This is a genomic window from Vibrio sp. YT-18 (assembly GCF_033337345.1).
Lineage (GTDB): Bacteria > Pseudomonadota > Gammaproteobacteria > Enterobacterales > Vibrionaceae > Vibrio > Vibrio alginolyticus.
Genome location: NZ_JAWOQO010000003.1, coordinates 1 through 15,539, shown reverse-complemented (window position 1 = coordinate 15,539; position 15,539 = coordinate 1). Strand labels below are relative to the sequence as shown.

14 protein-coding genes, 1 rRNA gene and 1 riboswitch are annotated in these 15,539 nt (G+C 47.2%); of the genes, 6 read left to right on the top strand and 9 right to left on the bottom strand.

The features are described from left to right. Positions 1 to 231: 231 nt before the first annotated feature. Together R7M72_RS04800 and R7M72_RS04795 are read left to right on the top strand one after the other, a co-directional pair. A complete protein-coding gene (locus tag R7M72_RS04800) occupies positions 232 to 1,326 on the top strand; it encodes a NapC/NirT family cytochrome c (protein ID WP_318056075.1) in 1,095 nt (364 codons plus the stop codon). A gap of 22 nt (positions 1,327 to 1,348) precedes the next feature. Next, positions 1,349 to 3,796 carry a trimethylamine-N-oxide reductase 2 gene (locus R7M72_RS04795; RefSeq protein WP_053308056.1) on the top strand — a complete coding sequence of 816 codons (2,448 nt, stop codon included), beginning with the start codon at positions 1,349 to 1,351 and terminating at the stop codon, positions 3,794 to 3,796. A 69-nt stretch (positions 3,797 to 3,865) separates the two neighbouring features. Here R7M72_RS04795 and R7M72_RS04790 read toward each other — a convergent pair whose 3' ends face one another. The 8 genes from R7M72_RS04790 to thiD all read right to left on the bottom strand — a co-directional run bounded on the left by R7M72_RS04790 (position 3,866) and on the right by thiD (position 10,398). After that, the gene (locus R7M72_RS04790; RefSeq protein ID WP_053308057.1) at positions 3,866 to 4,591 is read right to left on the bottom strand and encodes a phosphatase PAP2 family protein; all 726 of its coding nucleotides are present in this window, start codon (positions 4,589 to 4,591) and stop codon (positions 3,866 to 3,868) included. A gap of 210 nt (positions 4,592 to 4,801) precedes the next feature. Continuing rightward, the gene (gene thiE / locus R7M72_RS04785; protein ID WP_005374296.1) at positions 4,802 to 5,416 is read right to left on the bottom strand and encodes a thiamine phosphate synthase; all 615 of its coding nucleotides are present in this window, start codon (positions 5,414 to 5,416) and stop codon (positions 4,802 to 4,804) included. A 61-nt stretch (positions 5,417 to 5,477) separates the two neighbouring features. Then, the gene (thiM, locus tag R7M72_RS04780) at positions 5,478 to 6,269 is read right to left on the bottom strand and encodes a hydroxyethylthiazole kinase (RefSeq protein ID WP_158159445.1); all 792 of its coding nucleotides are present in this window, start codon (positions 6,267 to 6,269) and stop codon (positions 5,478 to 5,480) included. Between the two features lie 12 nt (positions 6,270 to 6,281). Further along, entirely contained in the window at positions 6,282 to 6,950 is a 669-nt protein-coding gene (gene tenA / locus R7M72_RS04775) for a thiaminase II (RefSeq protein ID WP_053304011.1), read from the bottom strand. A 54-nt stretch (positions 6,951 to 7,004) separates the two neighbouring features. Further along, positions 7,005 to 7,955, bottom strand: coding sequence for an ABC transporter substrate-binding protein (locus R7M72_RS04770; protein ID WP_005374293.1), 951 nt, complete (start codon positions 7,953 to 7,955; stop codon positions 7,005 to 7,007). A 47-nt stretch (positions 7,956 to 8,002) separates the two neighbouring features. After that, positions 8,003 to 8,803, bottom strand: a complete 801-nt coding sequence (locus R7M72_RS04765) for an ABC transporter permease (protein WP_009706843.1) — start codon at positions 8,801 to 8,803, stop codon at positions 8,003 to 8,005. Further along, positions 8,796 to 9,551, bottom strand: coding sequence for an ABC transporter ATP-binding protein (locus R7M72_RS04760; protein WP_033907185.1), 756 nt, complete (start codon positions 9,549 to 9,551; stop codon positions 8,796 to 8,798). The genes R7M72_RS04765 and R7M72_RS04760 overlap by 8 nt, the downstream gene beginning before the upstream one ends. Continuing rightward, positions 9,541 to 10,398: a bifunctional hydroxymethylpyrimidine kinase/phosphomethylpyrimidine kinase gene (gene thiD, locus R7M72_RS04755; RefSeq protein ID WP_005383329.1), complete on the bottom strand. Its 858-nt coding sequence runs from the start codon at positions 10,396 to 10,398 to the stop codon at positions 9,541 to 9,543. The genes R7M72_RS04760 and thiD overlap by 11 nt, the downstream gene beginning before the upstream one ends. Positions 10,399 to 10,495: 97 nt before the next feature. Then, positions 10,496 to 10,603: riboswitch (TPP riboswitch) on the bottom strand. Between the two features lie 311 nt (positions 10,604 to 10,914). Here thiD and R7M72_RS04750 point away from each other — a divergent pair. Together R7M72_RS04750 and R7M72_RS04745 are read left to right on the top strand one after the other, a co-directional pair. Further along, positions 10,915 to 12,300, top strand: a complete 1,386-nt coding sequence (locus tag R7M72_RS04750; protein WP_017820998.1) for a TldD/PmbA family protein — start codon at positions 10,915 to 10,917, stop codon at positions 12,298 to 12,300. Beyond that, positions 12,300 to 13,643 carry a TldD/PmbA family protein gene (locus R7M72_RS04745; RefSeq protein ID WP_054575237.1) on the top strand — a complete coding sequence of 448 codons (1,344 nt, stop codon included), beginning with the start codon at positions 12,300 to 12,302 and terminating at the stop codon, positions 13,641 to 13,643. Before R7M72_RS04750 ends, R7M72_RS04745 begins: the two co-directional genes overlap by 1 nt. Before the next feature lie 78 nt (positions 13,644 to 13,721). On the opposite strand, the gene trmY is transcribed toward R7M72_RS04745, so the two are convergent. Next, positions 13,722 to 14,321 (bottom strand): tRNA (pseudouridine(54)-N(1))-methyltransferase TrmY, encoded by a 600-nt coding sequence (gene trmY / locus R7M72_RS04740; protein ID WP_017634347.1) that lies wholly within the window; start codon positions 14,319 to 14,321, stop codon positions 13,722 to 13,724. A 158-nt stretch (positions 14,322 to 14,479) separates the two neighbouring features. Between trmY and R7M72_RS04735 the strand changes: the two genes are divergently transcribed. Further along, a complete protein-coding gene (locus tag R7M72_RS04735) occupies positions 14,480 to 15,004 on the top strand; it encodes a DUF3087 domain-containing protein (protein ID WP_315957373.1) in 525 nt (174 codons plus the stop codon). A 468-nt stretch (positions 15,005 to 15,472) separates the two neighbouring features. Further along, a 16S ribosomal RNA gene (locus R7M72_RS04730) occupies positions 15,473 to 15,539 on the top strand; the annotation flags it as partial.

Here is a 15,539-nt window from a genome sequence, read left to right as displayed (position 1 = left end):
ATCCTCTTATCTGTTTAATCAAATAGTTGCATTCATAAAAGTGATTTATGTGGTGAATAGTTGGCTGGGTAATGGATTATTGCCATATATTCATCTTTGAGATGCAAATAACAAAATTTCATACTTGAGGCATACAGAGCAACACGGAAATGATGTGGATCAAGAGAGGACTACCCATAAAGTAGTAATTTGCGACCTATAATTACATTTTATTTGGAAGTGTTGCTAATTATGTCAATAAAAAAACGATATGTTGCACTGCTGGTTGCTGCCGGCATTGGTGTGGGCTGGTTAACTTTGGGGGGGAGTGCGGTAGTAATGCATTACACCTCAGATACTGAATTTTGTCTCTCGTGCCACTCTATGGAAACCCCTTACAAAGAGTACCAAGGCTCAGTGCACTTCAGTAATGCGAAAGGCATTCGCGCGGAATGTTCTGACTGTCATATTCCTCAAGAACCAATGGATTACCTGATCACCAAAATTCGCGCGTCGAAAGATATCTACCATGAATTTGTGACAGGTAAGATCGACACGCCAGAGAAATATGAAGCACATCGTAAAGATATGGCTGAAACGGTATGGGCTCAGTTCCGTGAAAATGATTCAGCGACGTGTCGTTCGTGTCATGATTTCGATGCAATGGAAGAGTTTGAGCAATCACGTGATGCGGCGAAGATGCACGCTTACGCGAAAGCAAACGATCAAACGTGTATCGATTGTCATAAAGGTGTGGCGCACTTTGCACCAGAAGCAGAGCTAGACAGCAAGGCATTTGAAACGTTGATGAGCTTCACCACAAAAACATCACCTGGTGCCAAAGTCGTTTACCCTGTGACTGAAATCGCAATGGGTGAGATGGGCAAAATTAACCCAACGACGAAGTTGGAAGTAATCAGCTCTAAAGGCGACAACCGCACTGTTAAGTTGAACGCATTCCAAATGAAAGGCGCAGAGCAAGTGCTTTACATGGGAGAAGGTCAACGTGCCATCGTAGCAACGCTAACAGAGCAAGGCCAACAAGCGCTTGAAACTGGTGAATTTGAGGCAGATGTTTACGGCAACGAATGGCGCGCGGTTTCTCTAACTGGCGCTATTGATTCTCCAGTTGTTGACACGCTTGAACCAGTATGGTCATACGCAGAAGAGTTGGACAACGTTTACTGTGCAACTTGTCACGCGAAAATTCCTTCAAATCACTTCACAGTGAATGCATGGGGACCGGTAGCGAAAAGTATGGGTGATCGAACTGATATTTCAGCCGAGAACCTAGAAATTCTAACCAAGTTCTTCCAGCACCACGCGAAAGATGTGGTTGGTCACTAACGATAAATAGAAGGATAAGATTATGACTAATATGACCCGTCGCGGATTTCTAAAAGGCACTGGTATGGCGGCTGGTGCAATGGCATTCACTTCATTTGCACCTATGTCTGTTGCGTCTTCAAACCAGCGTGGCAAGGGCATTTTGACAGCGGGCCGCATGGGCCCAATGTTATGTGAAGTGAAAGATGGTAAGTTGGTTTCGACTACTAATGCTCTTCCACAAACTGTACCAAATAGTCTACAAACTACTGGGCCTGACCAAGTGCATACCAAGGCGCGTGTGAAGTACCCAATGGTACGTAAAGGCTACTTGGCAAACCCATCGTCGCCAGAAGGTGTGCGCGGTAGTGATGAGTTTGTGCGTGTGTCTTGGGATGAGGCTTACAAGCTGATCCACGAACAGCACATGCGAATTCGCAAAGAATACGGCCCGGCTTCTGTGTTTGCAGGCTCTTACGGCTGGCGTTCAAGTGGCGTGCTGCACAAAGCACAAACCTTGCTGCAACGTTACATGAGCATGGCGGGCGGCTATTCAGGCCACTTGGGTGACTACTCAACGGGGGCTGCGCAGGTCATCATGCCGCACGTTGTGGGCTCTATCGAAGTGTACGAGCAACAAACTACGTACCCAGTGGTATTAGAGCACAGCGATGTGGTTGTGCTTTGGGGCTTAAACCCGATCAACACTCTAAAAATCGCGTGGAGCTCAACAGACTGTGCTGGTCTTGAGTTCTTCCATCAATTGAAAAAATCAGGCAAGACTGTCATTGCGATTGACCCTATTCGTTCTGAAACCATCGAGTTCTTTGGTGAGAATGCGGAGTGGATTGCTCCTCACCCAATGACCGACGTGGCAATGATGATGGGCATCGCACACACCTTAGTGAAACAAGGTAAGCACGATAAAGCCTTCCTCGATAAATACACCGCAGGTTACGACAAGTTTGAAGCGTACCTGATGGGCGAAGAAGACGGCGTAGAAAAATCAGCAGAATGGGCATCACAAATCTGTGGCGTACCTGCGAAGCAACTTGAGCTACTGGCTGACATCTTCAGTAAAAACCGCACCATGCTGATGGCGGGTTGGGGCATGCAGCGCCAACAATACGGTGAGCAGCGTCACTGGATGCTGGTTACACTGGCAACGATGTTGGGTCAAATCGGTTTACCGGGCGGTGGTTTTGGTTTCTCTTACCACTACTCAAACGGTGGTAACCCTGCTCGTGATGCTGGCGTACTTCCTGCGATTTCGGCATCGCTGGGTGGCGGCTCTTCTGCGGGGAACGACTGGGCGGTGTCTGGCGCGGTGCAAAGCTTCCCTGTAGCGCGTATTGTCGAGGCGTTGGAAAACCCAGGTCAATCCTACCATCATAACGGTCATGAACTGACGTTTCCGGATATCAAGATGATTTGGTGGGCAGGTGGTGCGAACTTTACTCACCACCAAGACACCAACCGTTTGATTAAAGCGTGGCAAAAGCCTGAGCTGATCGTAATTTCAGAGCCTTACTGGACGGCGGCTGCGAAGCACGCGGACATCGTTCTGCCAATCACCACATCGTTCGAGCGTAACGACTTAACGATGACGGGTGACTACAGTAACCAACACTTGGTGCCAATGAAGCAAGTGGTTGAGCCGCAAGGTGAAGCGCGTAATGACTTCGATGTATTCGCGGACATGGCAGAGATGCTAGCTCCGGGTGGCCGTGACGTATACACCGAAGGCAAAACCGAAATGGAATGGCTGTACGGCTTCTACAAGGCGGCGCAACAAGGTGGCCGTGGCTCTCGCGTAGCAATGCCGAACTTCAGCAAGTTCTGGGAAGATAACCAACTGATCGAGATGAAGTGGAACGAGAAGAACGCACAGTTTGTTCGTTACGCAGATTTCCGTGAAGACCCGATCATGAATCCACTCGGTACACCAAGTGGTAAGATCGAAATCTTCTCGAAAACCATTGAAGGTTATCAGTTGGAAGACTGTCCTCCACATCCAACGTGGATGGCACCAACCGAGTACACGGGTACTGCGAAAGATGGCGAGTTGCAGCTAATGACCGCGCACGCAGCGCATCGTCTACACAGCCAATTCAACTACGCGAAGATTCGCGAAGAGTACGCAATTGCAAACCGTGAACCTATTTGGATTCACCCTGAAGATGCGAAAGCGCGTGGTATTAAAACGGGCGATCTAGTTCGTGCGTTTAACAACCGTGGCCAAGTATTGGTTGGTGCAGAAGTGACTGACCGAATCAAGCAAGGTTCAGTGTGTATTCATGAAGGCGGTTGGCCGGATTTGGATCCTAAAACCGGCATTTGTAAGAACGGCGGTTGTAACGTGTTAACGTTGGATATTCCGACCTCTCGACTTGCAAACGGCTGTGCGGCGAACTCGGCACTGGTTCGTATTGAAAAATACACTGGCCCAGAATTAGAACTAACAGCGTTTGAACCACCAAGAAATGGCTAGAAAAAAGTAGCGATTGAAAGCAAGAAGCCAGCGAATCGCTGGCTTCTTTTTATCTAGTCATCGTTCACATTAGCGCGAAGCGAGAGAAACAAACGGCATCTGTTTCTTAATCTGAAATGTCGGGAGTAAAGTAAATACAATCGCGACAAACAAGACCGAGCCTATTAAATCTTCAGGGCGATGCATGCCCAGCCATAAGCGGCTATATGCGACGCTCATTCCCCACATCCACAATGACAGTGCAGAGATATAGCACTTGTTCTGTAAGAACAAACCACCAAAGAAAGCCAAACAAATCGAAACGAAAATCGTATGGCCGGATGGGAAAGAATAGTCTTTCTCGCCTTGCCAATGGCGCGTTCGCCAATCACTGACGTGTTCAGAAATCTGGTTAATTACGTTGGCTTGCTGCTTTGTATCCAACTGATAAAACGTTTCTGGTGTTTCAATCAATTGTTCTGCTGCGAGCAATTCCGTGTAGGGACGCGGGCTTTCTGTCATCAGTTTTAGCCCCGTTTTGCTGGCAAAGCCAATCACAAGTAACAGCCCTAACATTGAGAGTTTTTGCATCCACTCAGTGCGATTTGGTTTAAAGTGAAATAAAGAAAGCAGTAGCAGTGTTAAGGTAATTAAAAAGCCTTTGCTGCCAGCAGAATCAGTGAGCAAAGTAAAAGTAATACCCAGACTTTCTGGCACCTGTGAGGTGAGATCGTGATAAGAGCCAAATAGCGACATTGGGATGATGCCAAGAACAAACAAGGCGAGCATCATCAATCCATATTTTTTGGTTTTCATTGAGAGCGTTTTGTTTTTATTGAGGGTTATTCAACCACGTGAAAATAAGGGGCTTATCTTACGTTATCTGGCGTGAAAAACTTATCAACGCTCTGTCAATTCGAGCGTGAAAGTGACATTGCAGCTCTTCGTTGTGAAAGGAGAGGTTGTTGAAAGTACTGAAAGGCAAACGCGCTCATCCATAAGCGCTTTGTTCAGGCGTGAGCAAGGTTAGCTCATCAACCCTAATAAATATTCCGATGCGGCTTTTGGATCTTCTGCGTGGCAAATCGCTGAAACCAAAGCTAAGCCATGAACACCAGTGGCGCTGAGTTGCGGAATGTTACTTTCGTTAATGCCGCCAATGGCAACAATCGGCAGTGAAGTCGTCTCTAACGCCATCTTCAAGCCATCAATACCCCAGAACTTCTTGGTGTTGGTTTTGGTCGGCGTCGCGAAGATTGCGCTCAAGCCGATGTAATCAATCGGAAGAGAGTCCGCTTCTGCAAGCTGCTCTTCATTTTCGATGGATAAGCCGAGGATTTTGTTTGGTCCAATCAACTCACGAGCGATAGTTGCGGGCATGTCTGATTGCCCGAGGTGAACCCCATCGGCATCAACTGCCAGTGCAACATCAACGCGGTCATTGATGATCAAAGGCACATTGGTATCTTTAAGGATGTCTTTCACGGCTTGAGCACGTTCGATAAACGCACGCACATCGCCGTGTTTTTCGCGGACTTGTACCATGGTCACGCCACCTTCCACGGCTTTTCTCACAACACGCTTTAGTGTGGCTAAATCTTGTTGGTCATCGGTGACCAAATATAAACGATAGGCGTTCATTTTGTTTCCTTTGGGCCTCTCATCTACAGGGAATGAGAGGCCGGTATTTGTTAGAGAAAGCTTAACTCACTTGGAGTTTTAGGCGTTTTGCCAGTGTTTCTTCATCCAGTTGGTAAAGCTCATCCAACAGGTTCATTTGCAGACTGCCTGGCCCTCGTGCTTGCTCAGCCGCAATTTCACCCACAACGCCCAGTACCGCCGCGGCAGCAAGTCCGGAGTGATCACCAACAGCAGCGAAAGCACCCGTCAGTGCCGTTAGTGTGCAGCCCATTCCGGTTACGTATGGCATCATCTCGTGACCGTTGTTTAGCTGCACAGTTTGCTCTTTCGTGATGATGTAATCAGTCTCGCCAGAAATCACCACACTTGCACCATACTCTGAAACTAAGAAGTTCGCTGCGCCAAGTGCTGCGTCGCTGCTGTCTAACGCATCGACCCCTTTGCTTTGTGCTTGTTCGCCAGCGAGACCGATGATTTCTGAGGCGTTACCACGAATGATCAACTTGTCGGCAAGGCGTGCGATCTCACGTGATGTCTCGGTACGTAGTGAGCTTGCTCCGCAACCGACAGGGTCGAGTACAACGATTTTACCGTTGGCATTGGCTTGCTCTACGGCATAGCTCATACGTGGTGTCCAAACGCTGTCTAGGGTACCGATGTTGATAACCAATGCGCCAGCGAACGACATTATCTCTGTCATCTCTTGTTTGGAGTGCGCCATGATTGGAGAAGCGCCGATAGCCAATAGCGCGTTTGCCGTGTTGTTCATCACCACGTAGTTAGTGATGTTGACGACTAATGGCTTTTGCTGGCGTACTGCGGTTAATGCTTGGGTGATTTGTTCAATTAACATGAGACTCTCCGATTAATCTTGCTGAGCGTTTAGACCTTGTTGCCAGAATGCCACTTCCATACGCGTTGCAGTTTTGAATACCTGAATCAGGTTTTGACCACGCTGACTATTGATATCGATTTCCGCCAATAACTGATTAAAGTGTTCTGCACCTTTTGCGACACCAGATTGGAATTCCTCACCACCGTAGAGGTTGATCCAACTTGCGTATGGGTTACCTTCGAGCACAGTGCTTTCGTCTTCAATCAGCATCTTACCGATTACGGCATAACCGATAGAGCATGGTGCTAGTGCCGCGTATAGATCAACAAGATCGCCCGTCATGCCAGCATCTAATACGTAACGGGTGTAAGCCACAGTGCCGAAATCTTCTGGCTCGTTTTCTAAGTCGGATTCTGTCAGTCCCCATTGCTCACAGTAAGTCACGTGGTGGGCGATTTCAGAATCGAGCAATGCGTGTACGCTTGGTAGGGCACGGCGCATGTCATCCAAAGTACGTGCTTTGTAGATCGCTAATGCGTAAGCTCGTGCGTACTGCTTTAGGAAAAGAAAATCCTGCTTTAGATAATGCAGAAAACAAGGCTGAGCCAGAGTGCCTTGCGCCAATTGCTGCACGAAAGCATGCTCAGTGTATTCTTGCCAATCTTGGCGGCAAGCGTCGATCAAATCTTGGTATTTCATTATGAGTATCTCGTTATCAAAAGACCCTAGGCTTAGATCCTAAGGTCAGTAGAATTAGTCAAAGCTCGGTACGTAATCTTTCGCTTTTGGCAGTGTTTCGATGATGTTTTGTGAATACATGAACTGCGCATAATCATCGTAGCGTTTCAGATCTACTGCGGATGGACGAAGAGCGAAACGAGTTAGCGTGTCGTTCCAAGCGCGTTGGTTAAGCTCGTTGTTGAGCGTGTCTGGTGAATAAGCCACGAACTCTTTCCACGACTCTTTTGGATGGTTAACGATGTAAGTGGTCGCTTGCTCTAGTGCTTTGTTGAATGCCTTGATGGCTTCTTTGTCGTAGTTTTTTGCATTGGCTACGAAGACTAACTCGTCATACGCTGGCACGCCGTGTTCTTCAGGGAAGAAGGCCTTAGCTTTATAACCTTCTAGTGCCAGTTGGTTGGTTTCGAAGTTACGTAGACCGCCCCAAATCGCATCCACCTTGCCAGACGCAAGAGACGAAGACAGCGCCCAACCTACGTTGATGATTTGTACGTCAGAAAACTTCACGTTTTCTTGCGCTAGCATGGTGCCGATTGTCGCTTCTTCGTTGCCTGCGATCGCAATACCGATCTTCTTGCCTTTCAAGTCGCCAAGGTTTTCATTCTTACCGTTGTCCAACACCATCAACGTGTTGAGTGGCGTAGCAATCAAAGTCGCAGAGCGGATTAGTGGCAAACCAGCCGCGACATCGATGGTCAGGCTTGGTTGGTAAGAGATCGCCATGTCGACTTTACCCGCCGCGACCAACTTAGGTGGTGTACTTGGATCTGCCGGCTCTTGAATGTTGACCTTCAAGCCTTGCTCTTTGAAGTAACCACGTTCTTTGGCAATCACGATAGGACCATGGTTTGGATTGACGAACCAATCCAACATCAGTGTCATCTCTTTTTCAGCGGCAAGCACGTTGGTTGATACCACTGAAGCGAGTAGAGCAGCAGCGCTCATAAGTTTGTTTTTATTCACGGGGTTCTTCCTTTTCTTTCCCAATTTTCTTTGGTTATTTTCTGTAATTATTTGCTTTCCCAAGGGATGGCTTTTTTCAATAATTTATCGGTGATGAAGTAGAGTGAGATAGACAGCACAGCGAGGATAAACAGCGCTGCAAACATCTCATCAATGATCATGCGAGCGTTGGCTTGGAGCATCAGATAACCCAAGCCTTCACTTGAACCTACCCACTCACCGACCACTGCTCCAATTGGCGCAATAACGACGGCAACACGAATGCCTGAGGCTAAAGTTGGTAGGGCGGCTGGCAATTGAATATGACGAAGTAACTGCCATTTAGACGCGCCCATGGTCTTGGCAAGGTCGAGGTAACCTGTTGGTGTATTACGTAAGCCGTCGTAGCAACATGTGGTGACGGGGAAAAAGATGATGATCGCCGCCATGACGACTTTCGATGCAATGCCGTAACCCAGCCAAAGCATGAGTACTGGCGCGATGGCGAACACAGGGATCGCTTGGCTAGCAATCAGAATGGGCAGTAACCAACGCTTCAGCGGTTCGAACATCAGCATTTGCAATGCGAACAGCAAACCCATTGATAATCCAAGCGCCAAACCAAGTAAAATCTCTTGCGCGGTAACCCAAGTATGTTTGAGCAAGACATCGTAACGAGTGACCAATCTATCCAGCACTTCAATTGGTGAAGGTAAGATGAAGCTTGGCATGTCGAATACCACAACAACCAACTGCCACAATCCCAAGATCACCGCTGTGCTAATGACCAAGCGCAGAGCCGGATGGGTCACGCGTTCTTTTTTACTAATGCGTGCCGAAACGGAGTTGTACTGAGTCATATCACTCATAGTCTTTCTCCAGTTGATCCAAAATCGCTTGTTGTAACGCCGCGCACTCTCCATCGAGAACTCGGGGCGGCTTGGAGTCTGGAACGACCAAGTGCTGAGCTTGCGCAGGTGTGCCTTGCAACACATAGAGTTGGTGAGCTAATCGCACCGCTTCTTGTGGGTCGTGGGTAATCAGAACAACCGTCTTATCTTTCAGCAATTCGGCAGACAAGGTTTGCAACTTATGACGAGTAACCGCGTCCAGTGCAGAGAAAGGCTCATCCATCAGAACTAGAGGCTTGTCTTGCATCAGAGTGCGAGCAAGGGCAACACGTTGTCTCATGCCGCCAGAGAGCTGAGCTGGCTTAGCATCCGCGTAATCGGCGAGTCCCACTTGGCTTAGTAAAGTCAGTGCACGTTGTCTATTTTGCTCTGGTGCTTGCACTTGAGAAAATCGAGAACTGAGGCAGACGTTGTCTAACACATTCAACCACGGTAGCAATAAATCCTGCTGAGCCATGTAAGCGATACGGTCATGCAGTGCAGCGCCATCCGTTGTGATGAGTTCGCCATGCCAGTCAACTTGGTCATCCAGTAGGCCAGCTAAGTAACGCAATATTGTGGTTTTCCCGCAGCCACTGCGACCAAGTAACACTGTCCATTGATTAGCAGGAATAGTCATACTCAACCCTGCTAGCGTTGGTGTTTGGCTGTCTTTGTATCGCAGACTAGCATCGGAAAGCTGAATGCCAATCGCGTTAGCGAACATAAGTATGACCCGCAAAAAAGTGGTTCACAGGGCCATGGCCTTTACCTACATCCAATTCATCAGCGTGTGCGATAGCTTGGCTGATGTACTGCTTACCCAGGTGCACCGCTTTGTGTAGGTTGTTGCCTTGGCCAAGATAAGACGCAATGGCGGAAGAAAGTGTACAGCCTGTGCCATGAGTGTTTTTGGTTGGAAATCGCTTGGCGCTAATTAACTCGGCACTGTCTTGCATGATAAGCAGATCGTTGCTGTTTTCATTTTCTTCAAGGTGACCGCCTTTGAGCAGAATAGCTTTGGCGCCAAGCGCACGAAGGTCGGTAATCATATCGTTCATTTCAGATTCTGATTGAGGCATTGGCTTACCCGTCAATGCTGCGCCTTCGGGTAGGTTAGGGGTAATGATGTCTGCGAGCGGAATCAATTCTTCTTTTAAAGTGCTGATTGCCGACTGTTCCAGTAATAGATCGCCGCTGGTGGCCACCATCACAGGGTCAATCACGAGGTGTTTTGGCTGGTATTGTTTAATTTTGTCTGCAACGACTTTGATGATGTTGGAATCTGCCAGCATGCCCACTTTGACTGCAACGATGTTGAGGTCGGTAAATACTGCATCAAGTTGGCTCTCTACATGGTCGAGAGGAATGGGGAAAATCGCAGAAACGCCTTGGGTATTTTGCGAAGTAATCGCCGTGATTACCGAGCAAGCAAAACTGCCGGTTGCGGACATCGCTTTGATGTCGGCTTGAATACCTGCACCGCCACCACTGTCTGAGCCCGCGATGGTCAATACGATAGGGGTAGGCAAGGCTGGCGTGTGATGTGAATGAGGTTGTGATTGCTGCGTCATGGTCGCTCCTACTACAAGACGTATAGGAACTGACTTTGACCGTTGCAGATAGATCGATTTTTCGATCGCTATCGCTTACCTAAGAGGGGCGACGAAAGGCAAAGTGTGCATAGTTCCCTACGTCAGTGCTAACTGAATCAGGTTCAACGGGTCTCGAATTTCGATCTCAGCCAACACTTGTCGTGTGGCCCCCCGACTATTTCGTTCGGATGATAGCAGGACCATTGCGGAAGGGATACGTTTTTTGAGCGTAATTATAATGAGTATTCAATTATGCGAGGTGAGTGATAAAGTAAGCACCTAAATGGTTTGCTGGGTGGAATTTACTAGTGCAACGCTCTGGTGAATGAGCAGAACCTGGAATATTTAATAAATAATCGTGGTCTCGTTAAGCAAGGATTAGCACAAAACAAGGTTAAAAAACTGTTAAAATTTAACGTGTTGCCAATTTAACTTTGTTGAACTTTTTCACAGTTAATTAGGAAGGCTAAGACGATCATCGAGCAAGGAGACTTCATGCTTAATTCTGTAACAGCGAAGTCAGTGATCGATCATGCGCTCTTTTTGGGGGCTGATTTCGCTGAACTATTCGTTGAACATCACCAAACCAACACTGTCCAGATCGCATCTGGTGAAGTGGATAAGGTTAACTCGGGTATCGATTTTGGTATCGGTATTCGTCTTTTTTTCGGTCATAAGGTGCTTTACGGTTACACCAACAGCACAGATGAAGCCGAACTAAAGCGCGTAACCTCGCTGCTTGCTGCAAAAGACAAGCGTGAGCAAATCGCGTCAGCGGGTTCTTTGAATTTGAACCGCTACCCAATCCAACATGGTTGCCGCATGCCGCTAGGTAAGGATGCTAACCTAGATTCAAAAATCGCGTTTCTATTGAAAGTTGACCAAGCCGCACGTGCTGAGAGTGAACATATCAGCCAGTTTATTGGCAGCGTTCTTCAGCGCGAGCAACAAGTGTCTATCTTCAACTCAGAAGGTCTACACGTTGACGATACTCGCCACTACATTCGTGTTGCTGGTAACACTGTCGCGCAAAAAGGTAATGAGCAGTCTTCTGGTATGGAAGGTCCTGGCGCTCTTGCTGGTTGGGAATTCAGTGAACAGCTTGATGCCAAAGAGCTAGGTCAAACTATCGCGCAGCAAGCGTTAGTAAAACTTGGCGCGGATGCTTGTCCATCGGGTGAAATGCCGGTGGTGATTGGTAACGGCTTTGGCGGCGTTATCTTCCATGAAGCATGTGGTCACTTGCTAGAAACCACTTCAGTTGCGAAGAAAGCATCAGTCTTCCACGACAAGATGGGCGAAATGGTTGCTCACACCGCAGTGAATGCAGTCGATGATGGCACCATGACCAACGAATGGGGCTCGATTCACATTGATGATGAAGGTATGAAGACTCAGCGCACTCAACTGATCAAAGACGGTAAGCTAACCAGCTTCATGGTCGATAAAATGGGTGGCATGAAGACAGGTTATGAGCCTACGGGTTCTGGTCGTCGTCAAAACTACAAGTTCGCACCAACCTCGCGCATGCGTAACACCTTTATCGAAGAGGGCGAGCATTCACTTAATGACATGCTTGCAGGCATTGAACGTGGTATCTATGCGAAGAAGATGGGCGGCGGCTCGGTTCAACCGGGTACGGGGGAGTTTAACTTTGCTGTTCGTGAAGCCTACCTCATTGAAAATGGCAAAATCACCAAGCCTCTGAAAACAGCAACGCTGATCAGCACGGGTCCAAAAGTGTTGAAAGAAATCAGCATGGTCGGCAAAGACATGGCGCTTGCGCCGGGCATGTGTGGTTCCGTGAGTGGTTCAGTACCAACAACTGTCGGTCAGCCAACGCTGAAAGTAGATAACATTCTGGTAGGAGGCGGTAACTAATGAGCCAAGAACAACAACTTCTTAATGCGGTTGATTACGTCCTATCAGAAGCAAAACGCCAAGGTGCAGAAGCGGACGTCATTGTAAACCGTAACAGTAGCTTTTCTTTGAAAGCGAACCAAGGAAAGCTGGATGAGTACAAAGTAAGCTCAAGCCAAGTTCTGGGTGTTCGTGTTGTGAAAGATGCGCGTGTTGCAACAAGCTATTCTGAGTCGTTAGAGCAACCAAGCTTGGATTTGATGCTGACCAACGCACTGCAAAGCGCTCGCTTTTCCAAGCAAGATGAACATCAGACGATTAGTTGCGTGAACAGTCAAATCGCGACTGATGTTGCTGAGATTGCGCAAGAAGATACAACTTCTGTTGACGAAAAAATCGAACTGTCTCTCGCTCTTGAGCAAGGCGTAGTGGCTCTGCCTCACGCCTCTAGCGCACCTTACAATGGTTACAGCGATGGCGAAACACAACTGATCATTGCCAATACTCAAGGCACATTGTGTCAACACTTCGAGCGCTCGTTCACTTGTTACGCGTATACCTTGTTTGAAAAAGACGGCAAACAGTCAATGGCGGGTAGAATGTCACTGGGTCGCCGTTTTGATGAGTTGAATCCAGCTTACTGTATCGAGGGTGGCTACAACCTTGCTCGCGATCTTCTTGAAGGCGCACCGGTTGCGACGGGTAACTACCCTGCTATCTTCCACATCAATGCGCTAGCAAGTTTATTCGGTGCTTTCGGCAGTGCTTTCTCTGGCGTAAGCGCGATGAAAGGCATTACGCCACTGGGTGACAAGCTTGGTCAACGTGTTGCGAGTGATTTAATTACCTTTACTGATACGGCTTACATGCCAAATGGTATGGCAATCGCGAGTTTTGATAGTGAAGGCTTCGCTACTCAAGATAATGTCATGATTGCTAATGGTGAGTTGAAAACCTTGCTACACAACAGCCAGACCGCAAGTTACTTGGGCGCAGTCTCGACAGCAAGTGCCGCTCGCGGTGCAAAATCGAGCCTAGACGTATCAGCGAATCACAAAGTGATTGCGACAGGCAACAGCAGTGCGTCAGAAGTAAAAGCGGGTGAGTACCTAGAGTTAGTCGAGCTTCAAGGTGTCCATTCTGGTGCGGATGCAGTGAGTGGTGATTTCTCATTTGGTGCGAGTGGCTTCTTGTGCTGTGATGGAGAGCGCGTTCAACCAGTTCGTGGGATCACGGTAGCGGGTAACTTCTACAAGATGCTGCAAGAAGTTGAGGCAGTGGGTGATACTCAGTTAATTAACGATAGCCGAACTTTCTTCTCGCCAGACGTTCGTTTTGCTCGTTTGAGCATTGGTGGTAAGTAAACTTAGCATCCCTATAGAAACAAAAAAGAGGACTCAATGGAGTCCTCTTTCATTACCTAGCAACGTGTGCGCGAATAACTAGAATTCGCGTATGTCCAACTCATTGTGGATCAATACCACACACTGAGAAGCGAAAAGCATCTTAGGACCTAAGCTGATCTTCTCTGTGCCAAGGCGCTTTAAGCTGTTAAAAGACTTTTTCGGCATCGGTATATGGTCAGTTAGCAAGAAACATGGATTTTCACCAATTTCTGCATCACGAACAAATTCGCCTTTCTTATCCAACATATATAGTTGGTGATCTTCTGCCAGCTCTTGTACTAGGCGTTCAAAGCTCACTGTACGAACGGTAATACCAGGTTCGACTTCACGAAGTTGCTCTTTACCCATACCAACCGAAGCATCCAAAGCGCGAGCCACTGCTGCAATCAAGGTTGACTCATGGAAGCCGCCAATGTTGGTGATGTCGTTGGAGCGAATAGTAATGGTGCGTGAGAAGTCTTTTGTGCTTTCCAAAACCAAGTGAACAACCACATCTTCACGGTGTGATTGAGCAACGAACATAGTGTTCATCATGGTATGAGCAAGAATCTCTGTATGCGCTTCATTACCAACACCTTCTAACAGTGCTTTGCTGGTGGTTGGCGCCGCGCGAGCTCGTAAAACAAAAGAGCGCATGAATTTAGCCTCTATATAGGAAGAGTGAATGCGCGGAAGTATATACCCAAGCAGGGAAGGGATGCGAGTTTAATAGCAAATGTGAACTTACTTACAAAGCTTCGATTGTCGTGCGGAGTGCGCTGGTTAAAATAGAGGTAACCTGTTAGGAGCGGTATATGGAAATCAAACAGATAAATAAAGACATTTATAAAAAGAAAGTAAACCTTGTGATTGGCGGTTTTGTTGCGTTGCTCGCCATCTCCTCTCTTGCCTTTAGTACCTTGTTGATTGTTTTGTTCGGTAATACAGATGTAGTACCTGAACAGTCGACGGGGAACTTTCATTGGAACTTAATTGGTGTTGTGCTTGCCTTAGCTACTTCACTGTCTTTGCTGAACCAATTCAAAACACGCCCTTATATGGAAGAAGTGTTGTATGTCTGGAAACTCAAGCAGTTGCAGAACAAGATCTTTCGCAAACTGAAAAGCATTAAAGCCGCTTCTGCTGAGCACGATGTAAAAGCGCTGACGATACTTAAGTTCTACTATACGACTCAAAGTCAGGTGTTTGAGTTAGACAACAACACATTAACGATGAGCAGTGTAAATAAAGAATTAGAGGCAATTGAGCAAATCGAAGCGGCGAAGTCACTGGAACTTGATATCACAAGCTTTGAAGAGTCTTGGATTGACACATATTGATTGCCTATTTGCTACGTTAAGTTAACAACTAAGTGTTAAAAATAAGCGTTTGAGTGAGATTTCATCACTCGACGTTTTTTTTAAAGTTTTTTTCTAAAAAAGGGTTGCCAAGAAAAATCATCTCCCTATAATGCGCCTCCGTTGTCAGGGCAAAGCGGAAACGCAAAAGCAGTTGGCAATGAGGCGAAAGAAAAGCTTCTAAAAATTAATTTGAAAAAGTGTTTGACACTGAAAATTAATTCCTTATAATACGCCTCCGCTTCGGTAGCAAAGCTTACGAAGCAAGCTCTTTAACAATATAGACCTATCAATCTGTGTGGGCACTCGTTGATGATGATCCAATTAGATACCTAGGTATCAAATTAGGTTTCAATGATACGAAGTGACCATTGAATCTTAGGATTCAGCACAGTCAATTCAAACATTACTTTATGTAATGTTCAGTATTCATTGAGCCGACAAAATCTTAAATTGAAGAGTTTGATCATGGCTCAGATTGAACGCTGGCGGCAGGCCTAACACATGCAAGTCGAGC

Bases quoted from the DNA above. Each gene is read 5' to 3' on its own strand.
- tenA (WP_053304011.1), bottom strand. From the start codon at position 6,950: ATGAAATACCAAGATTTGATCGACGCTTGCCGCCAAGATTGGCAAGAA.
- thiD (WP_005383329.1), bottom strand. From the start codon at position 10,398: ATGACGCAGCAATCACAACCTCATTCACATCACACGCCAGCCTTGCCT.
- R7M72_RS04790 (WP_053308057.1), bottom strand. From the start codon at position 4,591: ATGAAAACCAAAAAATATGGATTGATGATGCTCGCCTTGTTTGTTCTT.
- trmY (WP_017634347.1), bottom strand. From the start codon at position 14,321: ATGCGCTCTTTTGTTTTACGAGCTCGCGCGGCGCCAACCACCAGCAAA.
- R7M72_RS04795 (WP_053308056.1), top strand. From the start codon at position 1,349: ATGACTAATATGACCCGTCGCGGATTTCTAAAAGGCACTGGTATGGCG.
- R7M72_RS04750 (WP_017820998.1), top strand. From the start codon at position 10,915: ATGCTTAATTCTGTAACAGCGAAGTCAGTGATCGATCATGCGCTCTTT.
- R7M72_RS04800 (WP_318056075.1), top strand. From the start codon at position 232: ATGTCAATAAAAAAACGATATGTTGCACTGCTGGTTGCTGCCGGCATT.
- R7M72_RS04735 (WP_315957373.1), top strand. From the start codon at position 14,480: ATGGAAATCAAACAGATAAATAAAGACATTTATAAAAAGAAAGTAAAC.
- thiM (WP_158159445.1), bottom strand. From the start codon at position 6,269: ATGTTAATTGAACAAATCACCCAAGCATTAACCGCAGTACGCCAGCAA.
- R7M72_RS04760 (WP_033907185.1), bottom strand. From the start codon at position 9,551: ATGTTCGCTAACGCGATTGGCATTCAGCTTTCCGATGCTAGTCTGCGA.
- R7M72_RS04745 (WP_054575237.1), top strand. From the start codon at position 12,300: ATGAGCCAAGAACAACAACTTCTTAATGCGGTTGATTACGTCCTATCA.
- thiE (WP_005374296.1), bottom strand. From the start codon at position 5,416: ATGAACGCCTATCGTTTATATTTGGTCACCGATGACCAACAAGATTTA.
- R7M72_RS04765 (WP_009706843.1), bottom strand. From the start codon at position 8,803: ATGAGTGATATGACTCAGTACAACTCCGTTTCGGCACGCATTAGTAAA.